The sequence below is a fragment of the Oceanobacter sp. 4_MG-2023 genome (assembly GCF_030689165.1).
GTDB lineage: Bacteria > Pseudomonadota > Gammaproteobacteria > Pseudomonadales > Oceanobacteraceae > Oceanobacter.
In genome coordinates this window covers 1-23,348 of the sequence record NZ_JAUYVV010000026.1, presented here as the reverse complement: position 1 = coordinate 23,348, position 23,348 = coordinate 1, and the positions used below count along the sequence as shown (strand labels likewise).

19 protein-coding genes and 2 pseudogenes are annotated in these 23,348 nt (G+C 52.4%); 15 read left to right on the top strand and 6 right to left on the bottom strand.

Annotated features, from left to right (window positions below):
• Positions 1-65 precede the first annotated feature (65 nt).
• Both Q8W24_RS14745 and Q8W24_RS14740 read left to right on the top strand, forming a co-directional pair.
• Positions 66-2,987, top strand: coding sequence for an ATP-binding protein (locus Q8W24_RS14745; RefSeq protein WP_303434234.1), 2,922 nt, complete (start codon positions 66-68; stop codon positions 2,985-2,987).
• Positions 2,984-4,432, top strand: a complete 1,449-nt coding sequence (locus tag Q8W24_RS14740) for a sigma-54 dependent transcriptional regulator (RefSeq protein ID WP_305415178.1) — start codon at positions 2,984-2,986, stop codon at positions 4,430-4,432. Before Q8W24_RS14745 ends, Q8W24_RS14740 begins: the two co-directional genes overlap by 4 nt.
• A 1,218-nt stretch (positions 4,433-5,650) precedes the next feature.
• On the opposite strand, the gene Q8W24_RS14735 is transcribed toward Q8W24_RS14740, so the two are convergent.
• Entirely contained in the window at positions 5,651-6,286 is a 636-nt protein-coding gene (locus Q8W24_RS14735; protein WP_305475793.1) for a hypothetical protein, read from the bottom strand.
• On the opposite strand from Q8W24_RS14735, the gene pcnB reads away from it, so the two are divergent.
• The 10 genes from pcnB to mtnC all read left to right on the top strand — a co-directional run bounded on the left by pcnB (position 6,261) and on the right by mtnC (position 15,704).
• Positions 6,261-7,607 (top strand): polynucleotide adenylyltransferase PcnB, encoded by a 1,347-nt coding sequence (gene pcnB, locus Q8W24_RS14730; protein WP_303434231.1) that lies wholly within the window; start codon positions 6,261-6,263, stop codon positions 7,605-7,607. The two genes, Q8W24_RS14735 and pcnB, sit on opposite strands and share 26 nt — an antisense overlap.
• The gene (gene folK / locus Q8W24_RS14725) at positions 7,604-8,125 is read left to right on the top strand and encodes a 2-amino-4-hydroxy-6-hydroxymethyldihydropteridine diphosphokinase (protein ID WP_305475792.1); all 522 of its coding nucleotides are present in this window, start codon (positions 7,604-7,606) and stop codon (positions 8,123-8,125) included. Before pcnB ends, folK begins: the two co-directional genes overlap by 4 nt.
• A 208-nt stretch (positions 8,126-8,333) precedes the next feature.
• The gene (gene panB, locus Q8W24_RS14720) at positions 8,334-9,140 is read left to right on the top strand and encodes a 3-methyl-2-oxobutanoate hydroxymethyltransferase (RefSeq protein ID WP_303434229.1); all 807 of its coding nucleotides are present in this window, start codon (positions 8,334-8,336) and stop codon (positions 9,138-9,140) included.
• Complete coding sequence (gene panC, locus Q8W24_RS14715; protein WP_368501396.1) at positions 9,140-10,027, top strand: pantoate--beta-alanine ligase; 888 nt, start codon at positions 9,140-9,142, stop codon at positions 10,025-10,027. The genes panB and panC overlap by 1 nt, the downstream gene beginning before the upstream one ends.
• Before the next feature lie 117 nt (positions 10,028-10,144).
• Positions 10,145-10,525: an aspartate 1-decarboxylase gene (gene panD / locus Q8W24_RS14710; protein WP_303434228.1), complete on the top strand. Its 381-nt coding sequence runs from the start codon at positions 10,145-10,147 to the stop codon at positions 10,523-10,525.
• A 288-nt stretch (positions 10,526-10,813) separates the two neighbouring features.
• Positions 10,814-12,472, top strand: a complete 1,659-nt coding sequence (gene pgi, locus Q8W24_RS14705; RefSeq protein WP_303434227.1) for a glucose-6-phosphate isomerase — start codon at positions 10,814-10,816, stop codon at positions 12,470-12,472.
• 181 nt (positions 12,473-12,653) lie between these two features.
• The gene (gene mtnA / locus Q8W24_RS14700) at positions 12,654-13,658 is read left to right on the top strand and encodes an S-methyl-5-thioribose-1-phosphate isomerase (protein ID WP_303434226.1); all 1,005 of its coding nucleotides are present in this window, start codon (positions 12,654-12,656) and stop codon (positions 13,656-13,658) included.
• Positions 13,659-13,681: 23 nt separating this feature from the next.
• Positions 13,682-14,314 carry a methylthioribulose 1-phosphate dehydratase gene (locus Q8W24_RS14695; protein WP_303434225.1) on the top strand — a complete coding sequence of 211 codons (633 nt, stop codon included), beginning with the start codon at positions 13,682-13,684 and terminating at the stop codon, positions 14,312-14,314.
• A gap of 122 nt (positions 14,315-14,436) precedes the next feature.
• The gene (locus Q8W24_RS14690; RefSeq protein ID WP_305415252.1) at positions 14,437-15,000 is read left to right on the top strand and encodes an acireductone dioxygenase; all 564 of its coding nucleotides are present in this window, start codon (positions 14,437-14,439) and stop codon (positions 14,998-15,000) included.
• A gap of 2 nt (positions 15,001-15,002) precedes the next feature.
• Entirely contained in the window at positions 15,003-15,704 is a 702-nt protein-coding gene (mtnC, locus tag Q8W24_RS14685; protein ID WP_305415170.1) for an acireductone synthase, read from the top strand.
• A 933-nt stretch (positions 15,705-16,637) separates the two neighbouring features.
• On the opposite strand, the gene Q8W24_RS14680 is transcribed toward mtnC, so the two are convergent.
• The 5 genes and pseudogenes from Q8W24_RS14680 to Q8W24_RS14660 form a co-directional block, all read right to left on the bottom strand.
• Entirely contained in the window at positions 16,638-17,351 is a 714-nt protein-coding gene (locus Q8W24_RS14680) for a hypothetical protein (RefSeq protein ID WP_305475791.1), read from the bottom strand.
• 386 nt (positions 17,352-17,737) lie between these two features.
• Positions 17,738-18,421: a hypothetical protein gene (locus tag Q8W24_RS14675; RefSeq protein ID WP_305475789.1), complete on the bottom strand. Its 684-nt coding sequence runs from the start codon at positions 18,419-18,421 to the stop codon at positions 17,738-17,740.
• Positions 18,422-18,756: 335 nt separating this feature from the next.
• Positions 18,757-19,009 (bottom strand): annotated as a pseudogene (locus tag Q8W24_RS14670) (transposase); the annotation flags it as partial.
• Positions 19,010-19,197: 188 nt separating this feature from the next.
• Complete coding sequence (fghA, locus tag Q8W24_RS14665; protein WP_305475787.1) at positions 19,198-20,025, bottom strand: S-formylglutathione hydrolase; 828 nt, start codon at positions 20,023-20,025, stop codon at positions 19,198-19,200.
• A 124-nt stretch (positions 20,026-20,149) separates the two neighbouring features.
• A complete protein-coding gene (locus tag Q8W24_RS14660; protein ID WP_303434218.1) occupies positions 20,150-21,271 on the bottom strand; it encodes an S-(hydroxymethyl)glutathione dehydrogenase/class III alcohol dehydrogenase in 1,122 nt (373 codons plus the stop codon).
• Between the two features lie 106 nt (positions 21,272-21,377).
• On the opposite strand from Q8W24_RS14660, the gene Q8W24_RS14655 reads away from it, so the two are divergent.
• From Q8W24_RS14655 to Q8W24_RS14645, 3 genes and pseudogenes are all read left to right on the top strand, one after another.
• Positions 21,378-22,250 (top strand): LysR family transcriptional regulator, encoded by an 873-nt coding sequence (locus Q8W24_RS14655; protein WP_303434217.1) that lies wholly within the window; start codon positions 21,378-21,380, stop codon positions 22,248-22,250.
• Positions 22,251-22,484: 234 nt separating this feature from the next.
• The gene (locus Q8W24_RS14650; protein ID WP_305453086.1) at positions 22,485-22,772 is read left to right on the top strand and encodes a putative quinol monooxygenase; all 288 of its coding nucleotides are present in this window, start codon (positions 22,485-22,487) and stop codon (positions 22,770-22,772) included.
• A 251-nt stretch (positions 22,773-23,023) separates the two neighbouring features.
• Positions 23,024-23,348 (top strand): annotated as a pseudogene (locus Q8W24_RS14645) (transposase); the annotation flags it as partial.

Genomic DNA, 23,348 nt, shown 5'->3' with positions numbered 1-23,348 from the left:
ATAACGCAGTGGCCTCGCCGCTGTTGCTCGTGACGGTCACCCGCTCCAGACCAGGAACCTGCCTGATGACGTTCAGCCTCAGTCTGCTCTGCCTGATATTACTTGGCTATCTGGCTCTGCTGTATCTCAGCGCCTACGCTGTCGAGCGCAGCTGGATACCGCGCCGCTGGGTACAACAACCGCTGGTGTATCTGTTGTCGCTGGGGGTATTTGCCAGCGCCTGGGGCTACTACGGCAGTGTCGCGCTGGCGCAGCTGTACGGCTACGGCTACCTGTCTTATTTTGGTGGCCTCGCCGGTGCTTTTTTGCTGACGCCACTGTTGCTGCGGCCGATCCTGCGTATTACCCGCCGCTATCAGCTTAATTCCCTCGCCGATCTGCTGGCCTTCCGCTATCGCAGCCCGTCTGCGGGTGTGCTGGTCAGTATTTGTATGCTGTGTGTGGTGGTGCCGTTACTCAGCCTGCAAATCAAGGCCGTGGCCGATACCCTCGACATTCTCAGCCCGGGCTGGCCGGTGAATTATCTGGCGCTCGGCTTCTCCGCCATTCTGCTGACGCTGGCGGTCCTGTTTGGCGCGCGCCAGATGACCCCCCGTGAGAACCACGAAGGGCTGGTATTTTCTCTGGCGCTGGAGTCCCTGTTCAAACTGATTGCCATTGCCGTGACGACCCTGGTGCTGCTGTTCGATATTATTCCGGCCTCTGTCGGTGGCGACCAATGGCTGCAGTCGATTCATCAATACCTTGCCAGCCGCCCTTCGGGGCCACCCAGTGGCCCCTGGCTAACGCTGTTTTTGATGTGTCTGGCGATTGCGATTGCAATGCCCCATACCTTTCACATTACCTTTACCGAAAACGTCAGCAACCGGGCCTTGCGACTGGCCAGCTGGGCCTTCCCACTGATTTTATTGGCGCTGAGCCTGTCGATACCGCCCTTGCTCTGGGGGGGCATGAACCACCAGCTAACGGTGCCTACCGAGTACTTTGCCCTGGGGCTGGGGCTGGAAACCGGCTCGCCGACCATTACGCTGCTGGTCTTTCTGGGTGGTGTCGCCGCCGCCACCGGTGTCAGTATCCAGATGACGCTGGCCACCACCTCGATGTTGCTGAACCACTTGCTGTTTCCGCACTATCAGCCCAGCCCGAAACACGATTTTTACCGCTGGCTGCTATGGTCACGGCGGTTGTTGATTCTCGGGCTGATTGCGCTGTCGTATCTTTTTTATCAGCTGATGGGCGATACCCTCGACATCAACCGCCTCGGTATTTTGGCCTGTGGGGCCGCGATGCAATTCTTGCCCGGTATCGTCGGCCTGCTGTACTGGCGCGGAGCCAGCCGCACCGGCTTTGTGGTTGGCCTGAGTGTCGGCCTCGGTATCTGGTTGCTGGGGCTGCTCTTGCCGCTGTTACTGACCGGCTCCGAGTGGGAGCACTGGTTTATGATTCCCGACGAAAGCAACTGGCACCGCACGGCGCTGCTCAGTGTGCTTGGTAACGCCATGCTGTTTGTCGGCATCAGCCTGACACGCAAACCAGAGGATGCCGAGCTCAGTGCCGCCGATGCCTGTGTGATTGCCGCCCAGCGCCCCAGCATGCAACTGTTGGAAGCCGAAAACTCCAACGACGCCATTCTGACGCTCAGTCGGCCACTGGGCCGCTATATGGCAGAACGTGAAGTGCATCAGGCACTGACCGACCTCGGTCTGCCCAGCTACGAAGACCGGCCGCACGAGTTGCGCCGCTTGCGGGTACGGCTCGAAGCCAACCTGTCGAGCCTGCTTGGCCCCACCGTGGCACAGGATATTATCCGCCGCTATTTGCCACTGCAGGAAGGTACCGAACTCAGTAGCGATATTTATATTATTGAGCAGCGGCTCGAAGGTTTTAATGACCGCCTCTCTGGTATTGCCGGAGAGCTGGACCACCTGCGCCGCTATCATCGCCAAACCCTGGAACGGTTGCCTATCGGTGCCTGCTCGCTGGCAGAAGATGGCGAAATCCTGCTCTGGAACCAGGCCATGGTTGAGCTGACCGGCCTGGCAGCGGAGCGGGTAACCGGCACCTTGCTGGCGCAATTACCCGAGCCATGGGGGGATTTATTAGGCCGCTTTATTACCACAACCACCCTCCATGAACACAAAAAACGGGTCGATATTGGCTTGCAGCCCCACTGGTACACATTGCACAAATCCATTATCCAGTCGGCCAACCGCCAGCCCGGCGGTATCGTGCTGCTGCTGGAAGACCAGACCGAAACCCAGCTGCTGGAGCGGGAATTGATTCACAGTGAACGGCTGGCCTCAATCGGCCGTCTGGCGGCGGGTGTCGCCCATGAAATTGGCAACCCGATCACAGGTATCGACTGCCTCGCCCAAAGCATGGAATACGAAACCGACAACCCCGAGATACACCAGATTGCCCAGCAAATCCGGGAGCAGACCCAACGTGTCAGCCGCATATTGCAATCCATGATGAATTTCGCCCATGCCGGTAATCACGCCACCGAAAACGAAGAAGTCAACCTGCATCACTGCCTGGAAGACGCCATGCAACTGCTGCGGCTGAACAAGCGCAGCCCGGATATCGAGTTCGTTAACCAAAGCGACCCCGAACTGATGGTCATTGGTGATTCCCAACGCCTGGTACAGGTGTTTATTAATCTGCTAAGCAACGCCCGTGATGCCAGTCAACCTGGACAACAAGTCATTGCCGATACACTGGCAGACATGCATCAGGTGACTGTTCGCGTTATCGACCAGGGACACGGCATTCCGGCCGATACAATGGAACAGGTATTCGAGCCTTTTTTTACCACCAAGGAAGTGGGGAAAGGCACCGGTCTTGGTCTGGCATTGGTGTACAGTATTATTGAAGAACATTATGGTCAGGTACAGATCGTCAGCCCAGTCAGCGGGAATGCCGGTACTTGTGTTAAAGTCAGCCTCCCGCGTTACCTGCCGGAAAACAGGATGGAAACAAATCTATGAGTCGCATTCTGGTCGTCGAAGACGAAGCCATTATTCGCCAATCGGTACGCAGACTACTGCAGCGTCACCACTACGAAGTCACCGACCTCGATAGTATCGATGCCGCCCGTGAGCACGATCTGAGCACCTTTGATCTGGTGATCACCGATTTGCGCCTGCCCGGTGGCCAGGGCACCGATCTGATAGAACTGGCCGGCACCACCCCGGTTCTGATCATGACCAGCTTTGCCAGCCTCCGCTCTGCGGTCGATGCCATGAAAATGGGAGCGGTTGAGTACATAGCCAAACCTTTTGACCATGGCGAACTGGTCGAAGCCGTCAAATCGATCCTCGACAAGGCCCGTCAATCGCTGACAGACACCTCCGCCGTGACTGCCAGCCAGCCGGCGCCCGCTCAAACCAGCGACAGCAACAAGGCCGGACACAACGACGCCACCGATATCTCCCGCAACAACGGCATTATTGGCAGCTGCGATGCCATGCAAAAACTGTTTCGTAAAATCAGCAAGGTTGCCCCCACCAACGCAACCGTGATGATCAATGGTGAATCCGGCACCGGCAAAGAGCTGGTTGCCAAGGCCCTGCACAACCAGAGCCACCGCGCCGCCGCCCAGCTGATTTCGGTCAACTGCGCCGCCATCCCCGAAACCCTGCTGGAATCCGAACTGTTTGGCCATGAAAAAGGCGCTTTCACCGGCGCTGCCAGCCAGCGTCAGGGGCTGGTTGAAGCCGCCAATGGTGGCACCCTGTTTCTCGACGAAATCGGTGAGCTGCCACTGGAAGCCCAGGCGCGACTGCTGCGGGTATTACAGGAAAGTGAAATCCGCCGCGTGGGGGCCGTACAAAGTATCAAGGTCGATGTACGCCTGATTGCCGCCACCCACCGTAACCTCAAGGAAATGGCTGCCTGTGGCGAATTCCGCGAAGACCTGTACTACCGCCTGAATGTGGTTGAACTGATCTTGCCGCCGTTACGTGAGCGCGGTGACGACGTAATCGAACTGGCCAGCTTTATTCTCACACGGGCTTGCGAAAAACTCGGCCAACCACCGATGCAATTCGACAGCGGCGCCATCGCCAGCATCAAACAGTACCAATGGCCTGGCAACGTTCGTGAACTGGAAAACGCCGTTGAGCGTTCCGTTATTCTTGCGGAAGATCAGTACGTCAGCGCAGAACTGCTTGGCATCGACCTCTCCCCCGATCGCTACATCAGCTCCGCCATGCGCGAGAACCTGATCGAAAACAACAACAACCCCGCGACCGCCGAACGGGCAGAACACAGCGACCAGGGTGACTTGTCTCTCGACGACTACTTTGTGCATTTTGTGCTGGAAAACGAAGCCAAAATGACCGAGACCGACCTTGCCCGCAAACTCGGCATCTCCCGTAAAAGCCTGTGGGAACGACGCCAGCGCCTGGGCATACCGCGCAAGAAAAAATAACCGCGCTCCACCAACCACGCCTCAAGCAACCGCAGCACCTGGCCGCCACGAAATCGTTCAGGGCGGGCATTCGTGCTGCTAGCTGCCATTGCAGCAGCACACCCCAAACAGCCCACCACCAAAGTGTTACCCCACTACCCCAAACAAGCCAACGGCAACGCTACTCGCGGTAACACACTGAGTAACACCTCGCATCATTACGTAAAAATACCAATATAATTATGGACACCCACCACAATCAAAAACGTAACTTATTGATTTTAAAGGATAAAAAATAAAATAAAGGAAGAGCCCGTTTATTGGCACACAAATCGCTTTAACCAGCGCAACAACAAGAGCTGGCATCACCACCAATAAAAACAATCAGTGATCTCCAACCTTACGCCGCCAATAACAATAACAATCGGCGAATGAGCGTCAGAACAAAAAAAAATCGTACTCTCTCGCGAACCCCGCATCTGTAAAGATGGCGGGGTTTGTTCTTTTCCGGGCCGCCGTATTTATAACCGGCTCCGTCCATACCAGGCTCTATTTACATCCATCTCTCCGTATCACTCTATCCGTGCCCCCGGCTCCGTCCGTGTCCCTTTATCTATATTCATACCGGTTCCATTCGTATCCATGTGTCCTTGTCCGCTTCTCCTCCCAAAGAAGTGCTACCCAAGTGTTACGCCATGGCCAATGTGTTACCCAACTCCCCGCTATCAAGGTAACAAATGCCTGTCATTCATGGACATGATGCACCATGGAATACCTAACTCATTGATATTAAATAAGTTTTATTTCTTGGCACGGTACTCGCTATATTAAACTCAAGAACAAGAGCTGAGGCAGACTATAAAAATAACAAGCTGCACTCAGCCAGCCATCACCGACAATAAAAATAACAAACGGTGATTGAGTATAGGACAGACCATGCTATCCCCCGGAACCCCGCACCTGTAAAGGTGGCGGGGTTTGTTATTTCATCCCTTCTCACTGCGACACCATCACTGCGACACCACCACATCGATTCGCTTAATGCCTGATTCCACTCTATTCAATTTCTGTACAAGCCGGGATCGTGTGTATTCAGGGCATTGGGGCCGTCAGGATTTCCGTGATCGTCCGCCGTAGTGCCCTTGCGATACGGTTGGTGCCGATAATCCATCGATCTGTATGGCCGGTGCCTGGGGTATCCGGCGCTGCTGGTGACTGGTGACTGGTGACTGGTGACTGTTACTGGTGACGGCTGCTGACTGTGCGGCGTAAAAATCGGCTGGTAGCAAAATTAAAAGTTGCATTCTGATTCTTTTCTGGCACGAAAAACCCTCTTTGGCTCAAAGTGTTACCTCGCACACTGGTTGTTACCTTAGACCCCGAAAGCAGGTAACAATCCGGGCCAAATATTGGGGAAATAATTTCCAAAAAATCATAAGCTATTGATTTAAATGGTATTTTAAAAGTTGGCACAGCACCTGCTTTATCTATATCACGAAGCGCAGCGGACAATAAAAACAACAATGCGAAGCGCTTCTCGCAGATGACAATAACAATAACTTCCATCTGCCGTGGCAAGTCTCGATAACAAAAATAACAAGAGATGCGCCCTGTCGGCTGTTTCGAATGAATGGTCTCGCTGATAAAAATAACAACAGGCGATACTGAATATTCAAAAGAGCGGACACCCAGTCCGAGCATTGAGGGACACAATAATAAAAATAGGGCCTCCCAGTAAAAGCCGCCATTGTGCGGCTTTTTTATTGCCTGTTTGACGGATTGATTTATCAATTGTGGCTGACACTGGTAAACTCTTTCGCTTCGTTGCGAGTAACCAAACTGAGCATCAGTGAAGCGCCTAACCAAATTTATCAAAAATATTCTCCAGCCCGACGACGTTGCCGACAACGCCGCGCCTTCCGCCAACCTGCGTGTTATCAGCCGTGATGAGCACAATATCAGTCGCAGCCAGATCAGCGACGCGGCTTTAAAGGTCTTGTACCGGCTCCATAATGCCGGCCACGAAGCCTTGCTTGTTGGTGGTGGTGTACGGGACACCTTACTGGGTCTGTCGCCCAAGGATTTTGACGTCTCCACCGACGCCACGCCGGAACAAGTGAACCAGCTGTTCCGTAATTCCCGCCTGATCGGTCGCCGATTCAAGCTGGTGCATGTGGTGTTTGGCCGGGAAGTTATCGAAGTCGCGACATTCCGCGCCCCTCCTACCGAAGCACATTCCAGCAAGGAAGCCTCTACCGGCGACCAGGGCATGATCCTGCGGGACAATGTCTTCGGTAATCGTGAGGAAGACGCGCTGCGGCGGGATTTCACCATTAATGCGCTGTACTACAATATTGCGGATTTCAGTGTGTATTCCTATGCCGGTGGCTGGGACGACCTGCAAAGCCGCCAGTTGCGCCTGATTGGTGATCCGGAAACCCGTTATCGTGAAGACCCGGTACGGATGCTGCGAGCCATCCGCTTTATGGGTAAGCTCGATTTTGATCTGGAAGCTGATACCGCGGCACCGATTCCCATGCTGGCACCGCTGCTGGAGCAAATTCCTGCCGCTCGCCTGTTTGATGAATTACTGAAACTGTTTCTGGCTGGCAAGGCACTGACCACTCTGCAATTACTGCGTGATCATGGTTTGTTCCGGCATATGTTTCCGGCAACCGAACAGTGTATGCAAGAAGATGAAGTTGCTCGCAATATCGCTGAAAACACCATGCGTAATACCGACACCCGCATTCAGGCTGGCAAGTCGGTTACGCCGTATTTTTTCCTGGCGGCACTGCTGTGGCCTGCTCTGGTAAGAATGCAGCAAGAATTTGAAGCATCCGGTATGGCCCCTCATCCGGCGCTACAAAAAGCCGCTGACCGGGTTTTATCGCAACAGATTCGCCACACCGCCATTCCCAAGCGTTTTTCTATTCCGATGCGCGAAATCTGGGAGCTGCAGTTGCGTCTGCCCAAAATCCAGAGCCGCAAAGCCAAAGAATTGCTGGCGCATCCTCGCTTCCGCGCCGCTTACGACTTCCTGCTGCTGCGTGAGCAATCCGGTGAAGATTTACACGGTATTGGTGACTGGTGGACCGAGTTACAAAAACGCGAAGGGGTACCCGATACGTCTCGCCATGCCTATCGCGATGAGCCGCAGCGCAAACGCCGCCGCCGCAAACCCCGCAACACATGACACCGGTTACTTGTTACCTCGGGCTGGGGGCCAATCTCGACCAGCCCGCCGATCAGTTGCGTCAGGCATTAAGCGCCCTGGAGCAGTGTCGCGACATCCAGCTGACAGGCTGGTCGTCGTTTTATCGCAGCAAGCCGGTCGGGCCGCAGGATCAGCCGGATTATGTCAATGCGGTTGCTCGCATAGACACAACCCTGGCACCGCTGGCGCTGCTCGACCAGTTACAGGCGATCGAACAACAGCAGGGCCGTGTGCGCTTGCGCCGTTGGGGAGAGCGAACGCTGGATCTTGATATCCTGCTGTACGCCGACCAGTGTATCGACCTGCCACGCCTGTCGGTGCCCCATATTGAGATGTGCAACCGGTTGTTTGTTATCCAGCCCTTGGTCGAATTGGCCCCGGACGGTCGATTACCCAATGGCACGGCCTTGTCCTCGATACTGGAGACACTGACGGAGCAAGATCAGCTGGTTATCATGACCACTCCCAGTCGCGCCGATCTGCTATCCCCCCCGTGACCCTGGCCGCGGTGAAATACCCCCATACCATCCTGTTGTCGCGTCATCCGTACGCATAATGGCTTGACGTCTGATACGTCAAAAAATGAGCAGCAGGATCGAACGACCTGTTCCAATAAACAAAAGTTAACCTGCCAATATTGACTTATGATCACCAATCCGCACCATTGGCGACCTGATAGTGGCTTATCCACACGGGAGTAGCACATTGAATCCAGTAACACTTCGTTCATTACAGGCATACAAGGCCCAGCAGCAAACCTTTGCTGTGGTGACCGCCTACGACGCGACCCTCGCGCAACTGGCCGCTGATGCAGGCATTGAAGCCCTGTTGGTTGGTGATTCGCTGGGTATGGTGCTGCAAGGGCAAGACAGCACCTTGCCTGTCACTTTGACAGATATGGTGTATCACACTCGCTGTGTTGCCAATGGCAACCGCCGGGCACAACGACCGGCGCTGATCATGACGGATCTGCCCTTTATGAGCTACGGCACGCTGGAGCAAGGCCTGGCCAGTGCCCGCGCCGTGATGCAAGCCGGTGCCCATATGGTCAAGCTGGAAGGTGATCAATGGCTTGCACCACTGATTGCCAGCCTGGCACAACAGGGAGTGCCAGTGTGTGCTCACCTTGGTCTGACGCCGCAATCAGTCAATAAGTTAGGTGGCTACCGGGTACAAGGCCGTGGTCAGTCGCATGCCGATACCATGGTGGATGCTGCGGTCACTCTGGCAGAAGCCGGGGCTGACATGATTTTACTGGAATGCGTACCGGCCGACCTGGGTAAGCGTATTACGCAGGCCGTCACCGTGCCGGTCATCGGAATCGGTGCCGGCTCAGCAACCGATTCCCAGGTGCTGGTCATGCACGACATGCTGGGGCTGAACCCGAATCATGTCCCGAAATTCGTCAAGAACTTTGCCACCTCAGGACGTACTGTTCCCGAAGCGCTGGCGGCTTATAACGACGAAGTCAAGAATCGTACCTTTCCCTCCCCGGAACATGAGTTTGCCTGATGTCTACACCCACCATGATGACTGTTCACACCGTCTCCGAGCTGCGCCAACAGCTGCGCGCAGCCAAAGCCGCAGGCCATGATATTGGCCTTGTCCCGACCATGGGTAATCTGCACCGGGGTCATATCTCGCTGATCGACGCCGCCCGGCAGAGAAACTGCTTTGTGGTCGCCAGTATTTTTGTCAACCCGCTGCAATTCAATGACCCCAGCGATCTGGAACGTTATCCGCGCACGCTGGAAGCCGATAGCCAGCAACTGGCCGACGCCGGATGCCATCTGGTGTTTGCCCCTTCTGTGGCCGAAATGTATCCCCATGGCCAGAGCATCCAGACCCATGTCCACGTACCCGGGGTGTCTGCCGGGTTGTGTGGTGGCAGTCGTCCGGGCCACTTTGATGGCGTCGCCACCGTCATATCCAAACTGTTCAATATGGTACAGCCGGATCTGGCGTTTTTTGGTGAGAAAGATTTCCAGCAGGTTGCGGTGATTCGGAAAATGGTCGAAGACCTCAATATTCCGGTATCACTGGTGCCAGTACCAACGGCTCGCGCCAGCGATGGGCTGGCACTCAGTTCCCGTAACGGCTATCTGACCGATGCTGAACGACAGGCGGCACCACAGCTGTATCGCACGCTGACCCGAATCGCCCAGGGCCTGCAAGCCGGTGAAGCCTTGCCCGGATTACTGCAGCAGGCCGACCATGACCTGCAGCAACAAGGGTTCATCAGGGACTACATCGAAGTACGTGATGCCGATACACTGGCCGAACTGGACACCAGCGAGTTAGCCAAAGCCACCAGAATCGTGATCCTGGCTGCCGCCTCGCTTGGCAAAGCCCGGCTGATCGATAATATTCTGGTGTCATTGAATACCGATTTTGATTAGGGCATACTCCCGCCCCCTTGCATCAATCGTGCAATTATTGGCCGATCTGGCGAGGGAAATCCCCGGTTTCGGCGTCGTTCCAAGTGCGTCGAACCGCAGTACTCTTAAGGGGTTACCATGCAATCCATTATGCTGAAAGCCAAACTTCACAAAGCCTGTGTGACACACTCAGTGCTTAATTACGAAGGTTCCTGCGCCATTGATGGCGCTCTGTTGGATCTCGCCGGTATGCGCGAATTCGAACAGATCCAGATCTACAACATCAGTAACGGCAAACGCTTCACCACCTATATCATTCGGGCGGAAGACGGCTCTGGCATGATTTCAGTGAACGGGGCAGCCGCGCACATGGCTGACGTTGGTGATCGGATTATCATCTGTACCTTCGGTAATTTTGACGAAGCAGAACTGGCAACGTACAAACCCAAAATGGTGTATATCAACGCTGATAACACCGCCAGCCATACCAGCTTCGATATTCCTGTACAGGTCGTCTGACCTGCCCGGCCACCTCCCGTGGTGGCCGATTCTTTTACTGGCGATTCTTTTGCTGGCGATTTGTCCGCCACGGTGTTTTTCCCTGCTGCTCTCTACCGCCTATGTGTCGTTATCTTCGATATGGGCATCTTCTCTGTTGTTTCCCTGTTGCTTCTCTGCTGTTGCTTCTCTGTCCGGCTCTTATTCCCGTTGATATAACGCCGACCAAAGTACTTATGCGATTTTTTGCTGACCATGAAGCAGTTCCGTATACTCCTCACAGACCATATGGACATTGAAGGAAGCTTTATGACCCTGGCCAGTAGCCTGACCCAGTCCGATACCTGGAAAACCCTGCAGCGCCATTACGGCGAGATCAAAGACCAGCACATGCTTGACTGGTTCGCTGCCAACCCGAACCGCTTTGATGATTTTCATCTGAACGCTGCCGGTTTGAGTCTCGACTACTCCAAAAACCGTGTCACCCAAGAGACCCTGAGCCACCTGTTACAACTGGCGGAGGAACGCCAGTTACCGGCCAAAATCAACGCCATGTTTGAAGGCGAAGCGATTAACCGCAGTGAAAACCGCCCCGCCCTGCATACCGCCCTGCGTAACTTCAGTGACCGGCCAGTGATGGTGGATGGCACCGATATCATGCCGGAAGTACGCGACACAGTACGGCGAATGGAAGAATTCTGCTGGAAGATTCGTCGTAACCAATGGCGCGGCTACAATAACGCGCCGTTTACCGACGTGGTGTCCATTGGCATCGGAGGGTCATTTCTGGGGCCAAAACTGGCGTCCAATGCCCTCAAGCCGTATTCCGACAGCGGCCTGAATGTGCACTACCTGGCCAACATTGACGGCACCCATATCACCGAGATTCTCAAACATCTGAATCCGGCGACGACGCTGTTTATTATCCAGTCCAAATCCTTTGGCACCCAGGAAACCCTGAAAAACGCTCTGGCTTGCCGTCAGTGGTTTCTCAGCAATGGCGGCTGTGAAAAGTATTTGTGTCGGCATTTTGCGGCGGTTTCTTCCAACGTTGAAAAAGCGATTGAATTTGGTATCGCCGAAGAAAACATCTTCCCGATGTGGGACTGGGTCGGCGGCCGTTATTCACTCTGGTCAGCCATTGGCCTGCCGCTGGCGCTGGCGATTGGTATCGACAACTTCCGCGATATGTTGCGTGGCGCTCACCATATGGATGAGCATTTCCGTACTGCGCCGCTGGCGCAGAACATGCCCGTTATCATGGCCTTGCTCGGTATCTGGTACGTCAATTTTTTTGGTGTCAATTCTCACGCCATTCTGCCTTACGACCATTATTTGCGCAGCCTGCCCGCGCATTTACAGCAGCTGGATATGGAAAGTAACGGCAAGTCCGTCACTCTCGACGGCCAACCGGTGGATTACCATACCGGCCCGGTGATCTGGGGCGGTGTTGGTACCAATGGCCAGCACGCCTTCCACCAGTTGCTGCATCAGGGCACGCATTTTTCTCCTTGCGACTTCATCATGCCGATGTGCAGTCACAACCCCATCGATAACTTCCATGCCATGCTGGTATCCAACTGCCTCAGTCAAAGCCAGGCGCTGCTGCAAGGCAAAACAGAACAGGAAGCCATCGCCGAACTGATGACCGAAGGCAAAACAGATGCCGAGGCCAAGGCACTGGCGAAGCAGAAAGCCATCAACGGCAATCGCCCCAGCAATACCCTCTACTTCCCCAAAACAACGCCGCAAAGCGTCGGTGCCCTGATCGCCCTGTACGAGCACAAGGTGGCCGCCCAGGGCATGATCTGGGGGTTGAACTCCTTTGATCAGTGGGGAGTTGAACTGGGTAAAAAACTCGGCAGCAAGGTATTGGATGCCCTGGAATCCGATACCATCCCGGATACCTTTGACAGCTCCACCAGCGGTCTGATTGAAGCCTTCCATTGCATGCAGTCGAAACTTTGATCAGCGGCTGCGTTATGTCCTGACATGACGCAGCCGGAAGGTATTTTTCCGGCGATTGCCACGGTCCCGGTCGCGACAGTTGCCACGGTTAGCGCTAAACTGTGCGGGTTTATATCTTCTAAGACAGGCCATACTCGAGGGTATCGAGGGTCTGTCGTTCCCATTGGAATAACCCACGCTTATGTCTCTACACTCTCAGGTCGTCGCCATTGAATGGCGGCAACAGACGCTGCATTTGCTCGATCAGCGCATCCTTCCCCACCAACATCAGCTGGTTGAATGCCACTCCGCCGCCGATGCCGCCGATGCCATTCGTTCAATGGTGGTTCGTGGTGCGCCAGCAATTGGCATTACTGCCGCTTATGGCTTCGCACTGGATGCACTGGCAGGTCGCGATCTGGATATTGCGTATCAGGTACTGGCCGAATCCCGGCCAACGGCGGTGAATCTGTTCTGGGCACTGGAGCGCATGGCCGCGCTGACCAACGCCAACGGCCAGCAACTTCTGGCCGAAGCACGACGGATTCACGAGGAAGATATCCAGGCCAACCTGACCATGGGCCAATGGGGTAGCGAATTACTGGGCGACCAGACCACGGTGTACACCCACTGTAATACCGGTGCACTGGCAACCGGTGGCCATGGCACCGCACTGGGCGTTATTCGCAGTGCCTGGGCTGATGGCAAGATCCGCCATGTCTACGCCGGAGAAACCCGTCCCTGGTTACAGGGGGCGCGTCTTACCGCCTGGGAACTGATGCAGGATGGTATTCCGGTCTCTCTGGTGTGTGATGGGGCCGCCGCCCAGCTGTTCCGACAGGGCGATACCGCCTGGGTTATTGTCGGTGCTGACCGCATTACCGCCAACGGTGATGTCGCCAACAAGATTGGTACCTATAGCCTGGCAGTACTGGCCCGCCATCATGGCATGAAATTCATGGTCGTCGCCCCCTCCACCACCTTTGACCTGAGCTTGCCATCCGGTGCTGATATCCCGATTGAACAACGGCCGATGACCGAAGTAACCCGTCTGCAAGGTATCCAGATTGCACCGGACGACTGCCAGGCCATCAACCCGTCGTTTGACGTTACTCCGGCCGGGTTGATCGACGCCATCGTGACCGAGCGTGGTGTGATTCATCAACCATCGGTTGCATCAGTGGCTGCTCTGCTGGCAACTCACTGACAAGAATATCGCCGAGGAGTATCATGGCACTTGTATTTGATCCGGAAGCTTTCCGTTTGGCCGCCTCTGACCTCTGTCGTTATGGCAAACAGCTATACGATCGCGACTGGTCTCCGGCCACCAGCTCCAACTACTCTGTACGCCTGAATGAGCACGGCTGTGCCCTGACCAGTTCGGGCAAGCACAAGGGGGAATTGACCCCGGCAGATATTCTGGCGGTCGACTGGCAAGGACAGGCCTGGACTGCAGGCAAGCCCAGTGCCGAAACCCTGTTACACACACAACTGTATCAGCGTGACCCCGCCATTGGCGCCGTGTTACACACTCACTCCAAAGCCGCCGTGGTGCTCTCTCATATCCACCCGACCAGTGAACTGATACTCAGCGGCTGGGAACTGCTGAAAGCCTTTTCAGGCCAGACCAGCCATCACTGCCAAATGGTGATTCCGGTGTTCGATAACGACCAGGACATCCACCGTTTGGCGCAGCAGGTTGAACAGCGCATGCAAGCCAGCCAACAAGGCCATGCCTACCTGATTCGTGGTCACGGGGTTTATACCTGGGGACAGAATCTGGCCGAATGCATGCGTCACCTCGAAGCACTGGAACACCTGTTCGACTATCAACTGGAACTCAAACGACTGAGGCAGCAATGAAACGTCCACCAAAACCAAGGTACATCACTCGTCAGAGCCTGACTCGTAAAGATCTCCGTACCTGGAATAATGGTAAACCCTCCCACGCCCGACGCAGTGGCTACATGCGCGCCGAGTTGGATATGGTGCAAGAAGAGCCCGGCAGCATCTTGCGAATTTACCCGGACCACGAAACCGCACAACTGTTATTTACGACCGACACCCACGCCCACATTCGCGAACGCCTGCAACAGGTGGGTGTACGCTTTGAACACTGGAGCACCGATACCGAGTTAACGCCCGGCGCTAGCGAGGAAGACGTCATTGCCGCTTACGCCAGAGACATCGACCGCCTGGTACAGGAAGAAGGCTATCAGAGCATCGACGTGGTCAGCCTCAATACTGACAACCCGAAAAAAGCCGAATTGCGTCAGGTATTTCTGCAGGAACACCGCCACAGCGAAGATGAAGTCCGTTTTTTTGTCGCTGGCGAAGGGCTGTTCAGCCTGCATATCGATAACAAGGTGTACGAAGTACTCTGCCTGCAAGGTGATCTGATCAGTGTACCGGCCAATACGCCACACTGGTTTGATATGGGTGACAATCCCGGTTTTATCGCTATTCGCCTGTTTAACAACCCGGATGGCTGGGTGGCCAATTACACCGGTAACCCCATTGCCGACCGTTTTAATCGCCTGGAAAACTGACCATGACGGTAACTGCCATTCTTACAGATATCGAAGGCACCACCTCTTCCATCGCCTTTGTCAAAGAGGTGCTGTTTCCTTACGCGGCCAGCCATCTGGCCGGTTACGTACGGGCCAACCAGCACGATCCTCTGGTACAGCAGCAGCTGCATGCTACGGCGCAGCTACTCGAAGAGGAAGCCCCCGGCAGTGGTATCAGCAGTGCGGATACCGATGCGCTGATCAATACCCTGCTGGAGTGGATCGCCACTGACCGCAAGGCCACTCCACTCAAGGTATTGCAGGGGTTGATCTGGGAAGCGGGTTACAAAAACGGTGACTACGTCGCACATATGTACCCGGATGCCACCGCCAACCTGAAACAATGGCATCAGGCAGGCATTCCTCTGTACGTGTATTCATCCGGGTCGGTAAAAGCGCAGCAGCTGTTTTTTGGCTATAGCCAAGATGGTGATTTATTGCCACTGTTTCGTGGCCACTTCGACACCACGGTCGGCGGCAAACAGCAAGTTGCATCGTACCGGGCGATTGCCCAGCAGTTACAGCGGGATAGCCGCGAGGTGCTGTTTCTGTCGGATATCAAAGCTGAACTGGACGCTGCCGCTGCCGCTGGCATGCAAACTTGCTGGCTGGTACGTGATGGCGAGTTGCCAACCCAATCACCTCACCCGGTAGTCAGCAGCTTTGACGATATCGTGCTCTAGCAGGCCGTTGAAATTCGTATCTGATTCGCTGATAGAAGCTCTTCCGCCTTATAAATCACACTTGTTTGGTTGTTTTCTGGCCAGGTTTTCCATTTAAAACGGGATTATCCATCCCGTTTCCGTTTATCAGACTGTAGTGGTCAAGTGAGTCATTTAAATCTGACTCGACTAACTCTCTCATTGGTGAATTCCACGCCTGCAGCAGGGGCGCGACGTCAGGAGCGTCCCTTGCCTGCATTTGTTATGAAATTTTTGTATTCTCGCCACAGACTAAGTCGCCACTTCCAGCGCACCTTTACTTTTACGGGCTTTCCAATGCTGGTATCCACATAAAGGTTGAAAGTCATTATCCGATACAACGCTGTCAGTGCGTTGTCAGCGAACAGAAACTCTTCCCTTTTTTCCAATTCCGCAAAGAAATCTGAAGGGTGGAATATCAGTACTTGCTCCCCATCTGATAGCTGCTTTGGAAGCTTTGAGCACATATGGCTGACGCGACGATCAAGGTATGGAAACGTCCAGAAGTTCAGCTTTCCTGAGAAGGGATATTTTCTGTACCTCCAGTGGTAATTCGTCACACTGACTTGGCGTGGGCCTACATTGACGCATGAAAGCGTGTAAACTAAAAAATTCAACACATGGGGATTCTCTTGTGGAATTACTACCGAGGAGAGAGTTGCTCTAAGTTGAACTTTTCGATCTCTAACGGATAGCCACAGTGCGACGCCCGAGATTAGGACAGTGCCAACAGCCGATAGCCATGGGGCAAAGCTATTTATAAACAACCATGTCTCTTTGCACTCAAATGTCACTCATAGCCCCCATTCATAACGCCGCAGTAAATTGCAGCTATGTAGTTGGTTGTTTTTAGTGGCAGCGTAGCAACCGCCACTAAAAACAAACGACGGAATAGATGTCAATTTGACTGCCTTGTTATGTGGCCTGTGCATTGAACTCAATTAAATTACCATCCGCATTTATTATTAATATTTTTTTAAATATACCGAAATCAATATCAAGCATAGCTTTATTATATAAATCAATAATTCCTATACTAGACAAATTGAAACACGAGGTATAATTATCATTCAGAGCTAACCAAACATCGCCTGCGATAGCTTTACACTTACCTTTTTTGGTATCGATTGCTTTATCTAAAATTTCTTTAAAAACACTATCTATAGAAGCATACGCTAGGTTTTTAACAACTTTATTTATGTCTCGAGTGCACTTATCTAATGGCATACAGAAAGGAAATATTCTTCCTTTTTTATTTTCTTGCTCTTCAATAATGAGCTTAACAAAAATACCATCGATACATTTTTTATCGTCATTTAAAGCCGTTTTTAAGAAATCAATTATTTCTTTTCTTCTTTTTTTATTAAGCTTTAAATTTGCATGATAAATTGTGACTTTATATAACTTAAAGTCGGGAATATTTAAATTGGATAATAAGCCCTGATAAGCCATATTAATTGACTTTCTATTATCTTGTAAGTTTTCATTTAACTCAGTTAGCTCAATTCCTACACGACCACCGTTAAATTCTAAATAAATATCAGGTGGATCTTCACCTTCGAAATACTTACCAGAATAATGATTAGATATAATATCAGCATCAAATATTTCTTTTTCACTTAGTGCCACACTAGATACTCCACATAACGCCTCATTCAGAGGCAAATAATCAGCTGGTTAAAATAAGCGACGAAGGAGCAAAAACCAACTGTTATTTGTCCTTTGCAATGACTTGTTATATGCAGCGCAGGTTAAACCAAGCACAGCACAAACTTAAGCGCACCCGTTATTATTGCACCCAACTATAAAATTTTGAGCTACAACACCACAGCTTAAACTGAAATAATAATTTTTCTACCTTTAAAAAAGGTGCAAGAAGAAAAATTTATTAGTGGTATAACCCAAACGTTTCTAGCGAAAAATATAAAGAATGGTTTTTCTCTAAGACGTAATTATTTTTAGCATATAACGCCGCATTGCAGCGGCTTGTCCGCTGCAATGCTTTGTTAGGGGTTTTAAGCGCCTGGTATTGGTTTACACTCTTTTGGCAATAAAAGGGCTTTTGCCTCAAAAGAATCGGGTTGTCCATTAAATACAACCTTGAGAGTGTTAAATTTAGGCTTATTTGCAGACTCTCTTGCTTGATTAACCAAGGGAAGCAACATATTTGTTAATGATGATTTTGAATCATTCCATAAATTCTCATCTGCTTTTAGACGGAATTCTCCCGTATATTCCACCCACTCTTTTGCGACTATAAGTGCATCGTAATACATGCGCTCCCAGCGGTCGCCGTCAGCTTCGTTGATTTCATCGAAATCTTTGAACTCAACCTTTGCAGGTCTTAGTTGCTGCAAGCTAGGCGCTACAACTTCTCCCACGCCATTGCCTAATTCGTCAACTTTCCAATCGTAATTGGGTGGCACGATAATTCCGTATGCGTACTCAAAATCCCAAAAGTAACGAATAATCCCTTTAGACTTTGGAAACCCTCCATCTTGTAGCTTACAGGTAAATGGACTGCTTGATTTTTCTAATTCTACCCTGTTGACTCTGGATAAAATTCCGTAAGCAGGAACTTGGCCTGTGATGAGAGCGTCAATTCTCTCTTCGAGCTTATTAATTTTTCCATTTTGGAAAAAGTAGGCTCCACCAGCCCCAATTAAAAGTGCCACAACAGCGGCTATTATTTCTTTCATGGTAGGTTTCTCCTTTAGTTTCCCTAACAGTTTATTAGTGCGCATGCGCGGTTTCTGGGCAAGCCGATTTCTGGGAAATCACCGTAACTACTTGAATGATAGGAAGTAAAATCCATTTCCAGATCAGTCCATTCTGTGAAAGCGAGCATGCGCATTAACTCCTGTTCCCGTGTGCCTTGCGTATTAATCTGTCAACCTGCGCAACAACTTTCCGTGTATCAATGCCTTGACGATAACAACGTCCGGGAAAGCGCGCAAGGCTTCTGAAAAAGCGCGCATTGGTTTGGGCAACTTTCAATTTTACTGGATATCCATACATATCAGATCAAGGAGTGATCAATGCTCAGGCCGACAAACCAGCGATAGAGCATGTTGTACTGAATCTGCGCGACCAGCTGCCGTTCGCTGCGAATACTGAAGAGGATTTGCAGCAGCAAGGCTCTCAATAAACGCTCCGGAGGAATAGATCAGGCTGAGTTTCCAATCGATGTGGGTGAGTGCCTGATCGAACAGGGTTTTGATGGATCGTAAAGGGTGATCGTGTGGAACCTTGCCGAAGCCAGTAGGTATCAGGGATAAAATCAACAGCCTGCTAGAGACTGGAGCTGACGGGTACACCAGCCTGATGGCTGCGCGAGCGATCAACGACGATACTGGTATCCGACGACCATCCGCAGATGCCAGTATCCCCACTCTCGACTCTCAAGCCATGTTCTGCTTGTTACCCCTGAGCAGTGATTGATAAGCAAGTACCAACCAATACCCGAGCGCCAATATCAGAAATGGCGATAATGAAAACGTAAGTGCTCTTCAATAAATGAAGCAATAAAGTAATAGCTGTGATCGTAACCGGCATGTATTTGCAATGTCAGTGGGTAATCACTTGCTTCTGCAGCAGCGGTCAGTGTCTCTGGCTTTAATTGCTCCACCAGAAAGTTATCTGCCTCTCCCTGATCCACTCGCGCTGGAATACGCACCGCTGGGTTTTTCATCAGCTCACTGGCATCGTGTTGCTTCCACAACTCACGGTCTTTACCCAGATAAGCAGTCAAGGCTTGCTGACCCCAAGGGCAGTTCACCGGATTACAAATAGGGCTGAATGCCGATACAGATGAAAACATACCCGGATTTTTCAAGGCGATCGTCAATGCCCCGTGGCCACCCATCGAGTGACCGGCAATTGCCCGTTTGGCTGTCACCGGGAAAGTCGCTTCGATCAGGGCGGGCAATTCGCTGACGATATAATCGTACATGCGATAGTGCTTGCTCCAAGGCTCCTGGGTGGCATTGACATAAAAACCAGCCCCCTGACCAAGGTCGTACTGGTCTGCATCGGCTACCTCTTCACCACGCGGGCTGGTATCCGGTGCGACAATCGCAATGCCCAACTCCGCTGCCACTCGCATGGCACCGGCTTTTTGCATAAAGTTTTCATCGCTACAAGTCAGTCCCGACAACCAGTACAGCACCGGTACATCTTGCCCCTGCACCGCTTGTGGCGGCAGATAAATCGCAAAGCGCATATCGCAGTTCAGTACTTCCGACCGATGCGTATATTGCTTGTGCCAGCCATCAAAGCTTTTGTTCTGACTAATCATTTCCATGGAAGTCCCCTTCAGATAGGTCAGACGCCTGCCAGCAGACGTCAGATGCAAATGGTTAAACGGCAATGCCGACGGCGAAGCTGGCCAGGCCAGGCCAGACCTCCGCCATCTGGCATCAGGGGTTTCAGTAATGAATAACGGAACGGATTGATTTGCCTTCATGCATCAGGTCAAAGGCTTCGTTGATCTGATCCAGTGGCATGGTGTGGGTGATAAAGTCGTTCAGGGCAAATTCGCCAGCCATGTAACGTTCAACGATTTCCGGCAGCTCGGAACGACCCTTGACGCCACCAAACGCTGAACCGCGCCAGACTCGGCCAGTCACCAGCTGGAATGGGCGGGTAGAGATTTCCTGACCGGCACCGGCAACACCGATGATCACGGATTCGCCCCAGCCTTTATGGCAGCATTCCAGCGCTGAACGCATCACATCGACGTTACCGATACACTCGAACGAGTAATCCACCCCACCGTCGGTCAGGTCAACGATCACTTCCTGAATCGGCTTGTCGAAATCTTTCGGGTTGATGCAATCGGTTGCACCCAGTTTTTTCGCCAATTCGTATTTGCTTTCATTGATATCCACACCAATGATACGGCTGGCTTTGGCCATGGTGGCACCAATGATGGCCGACAGACCAATACCGCCCAGGCCAAAAATAGCCACGGTGGCACCTTCTTCGACCTTGGCGGTGTTCATCACTGCGCCCATGCCAGTGGTAACACCACAACCCAGCAGACACACTTCTTCCAGCGGGGCATCCGGGTTGACTTTGGCCAGAGAGATTTCTGGCAGCACAGTGTACTCAGAAAAAGTAGAGCAACCCATGTAATGGAAAATTGGCTCACCCTTACAAGTGAAACGCGTGGTGCCGTCTGGCATCAGGCCCTGGCCTTGTGTGGCACGTACAGCCTGACACAGGTTGGTTTTACCGGATTTACAGAACTTGCACTCGCCACATTCGGCGGTGTACAGCGGAATCACATGGTCGCCTACTTTCAGGCTGGTCACGCCTTCACCAACAGACTCAACGATACCACCACCTTCGTGGCCCAGAATCGATGGGAAAATACCTTCAGGATCTTCACCAGACAGCGTGAAGGCATCGGTGTGACACACACCGGTCGCGACAATTTTTACTCGCACTTCACCGGCTTTTGGTGCAGCGACTTCAACTTCTTCAATCTTCAGAGGCTCTTTCGGGCCCCAGGCAATCGCGGCACGGCATGTGATGGATCCAGTCATGTTGTTCTCCTGCTGAGGATTTATTTATTGTAAAACACCATTCTAGTTTTTCCCCACATGGATATAATCCCCTCAATTAACAATTTATCTTTACGGTGTAGAAATAATGGTGCAATGGGAAGGAGTCAGAGAATTTGTTGCCGTGGCCGAAACCAGCAGCTTTACCGCGGCCAGCCAACGGCTGAAACTATCGGTAGCTCAGGTCAGCCGCCAGGTTGCCGCACTGGAAGCCCGACTCAACAGCGAATTGCTCCACCGCACCACCCGCAAGGTGTCGGTGACGGAAGCCGGCCGACTGTATTATCAGCATTGTCGGCCTTTGCTTGATGGCCTGGAAGAAGCCGAGCAAGCGCTTAACTCCCTCAACCACAAAGCCACCGGACTGTTACGACTGACCGCACCGTTCACCTATGGTGAAAATCATATTTCCCTGTTGCTCAACGACTTCCTGCTGCTGCATCCCCAGGTGCAGCTTGAATGCCAGATGACCAACCAGAAACTCGATCTGATTGACGGCGGTTACGACCTCGCCATTCGCCTGGGCAAGCTGGAAGACTCCTCCATGAAGGCTCGCCGCCTGACCACTCGCCAGCAATATCTGTGTGCTTCGCCAGAGTACTTGAGCAAACGGGGCGAGCCCCATTCGCTCTCGGAGTTACAACACCACAACTGTTTGCTGGGCACTCTCGATTACTGGCGTTTTCGAGAGTACAACCGGGAAAAAATCCTTCGCGTCAGCGGCAACCTGCGCACCAACAGCGGCCTGGCGCTGGTCGATGCAGCCCTCAAGGGCATAGGTCTGGTTCAGCTGCCGAATTATTACGTCAAGGAACATATCGACAGTGGCGCACTGGTTGAGCTCTTGCCGCAATTCCAGCCGGAAGCCGAAGGGATCTGGGCGCTGTATCCGCACAGCCGCCACCTGTCGACCAAGGTCAGGCTGTTGGTGGATTTTCTGGCAGAGCGGCTCGGGAGTTGAGTTAACGGAAAATCAAGCAGCGGCCACGTAAATGCCGCAAGGATAAGATATATACCACCTGCGCAATTCTTTTTCCCAATACTGACACTGGACTACCTGCCCGCTGGTGCACAAGCTATACAGGTACATCAGCAAGCAGAAATCGGTTTGCTGAAATGTGATTATCCGCTGGCTTATACGGTGTTTACTGGAACATAAGCTGCTTTTATCTCTTGAAGTAACAGGAAAATGAATATGTCAGATTACATTGCAATGACTGCTGTTATTGAAGCCAGAACCGGTTGTGCAGAAGCATTGGAAAAACAGTTGCCAGAGTTCGAGAAAGTCACCAACGACGAGCCAGGCTGTGTTGAATTCAGGTTTTTTAAAGCAGCCGAAAAGCCAAACCAGTTTATCTTATGGGAGATTTTTACCAGTCAGGAATCACTGGCAACCCATATGAATGCGGACTATACCAAGGACCTTTTTGCTCTGGATTTAATACAATCAACTCAAGTGATAAAACACAGCAAAGTGATATAGAGGCTCTCGTTCGTAGGGGCTGTCAGCGGGGTGTTTAAAGTTCTGTGTCAGCTCATTCTCACAGATCCAAAGACTATTAGGACACCCACCAATCAAGCAGACTATTAATACAGACTATCAGGACGGACTATCAGGACACCCACTAATCCGGACTATCAGGACACCCATCGATCAAGTACTTTTGCCTGATTCCATTGCCGCGTCGCGATGTCATAATTGAAAATCATCAACTTCACGGACGGAGTTCGACTATGCCCAAGCCTCGTAAACAACAGGTCTCGATTGAGGCCACTCCTTATTACCACTGTGTTTCTCGCTGTGTACGTCGCGCTTATCTGTGTGGAACAGATTCAGTGTCTGGCCAGAGTTACGAACATCGCCGCGGTTGGCTGGAAGAGCGTATTCTGGCGTTGCCGCAAATATTCGCCATCCAGGTTGCGGCTTATGCAGTGATGTCGAATCACTACCATGTGGTGCTGTTTATCGATACCCGACAGGTTCAGGCCTGGAGCGATATGGACGTTGTGCTGCGCTGGCATCAGCTGTTCAAGGGCAATGCGCTGTCGCAGCGGTTTG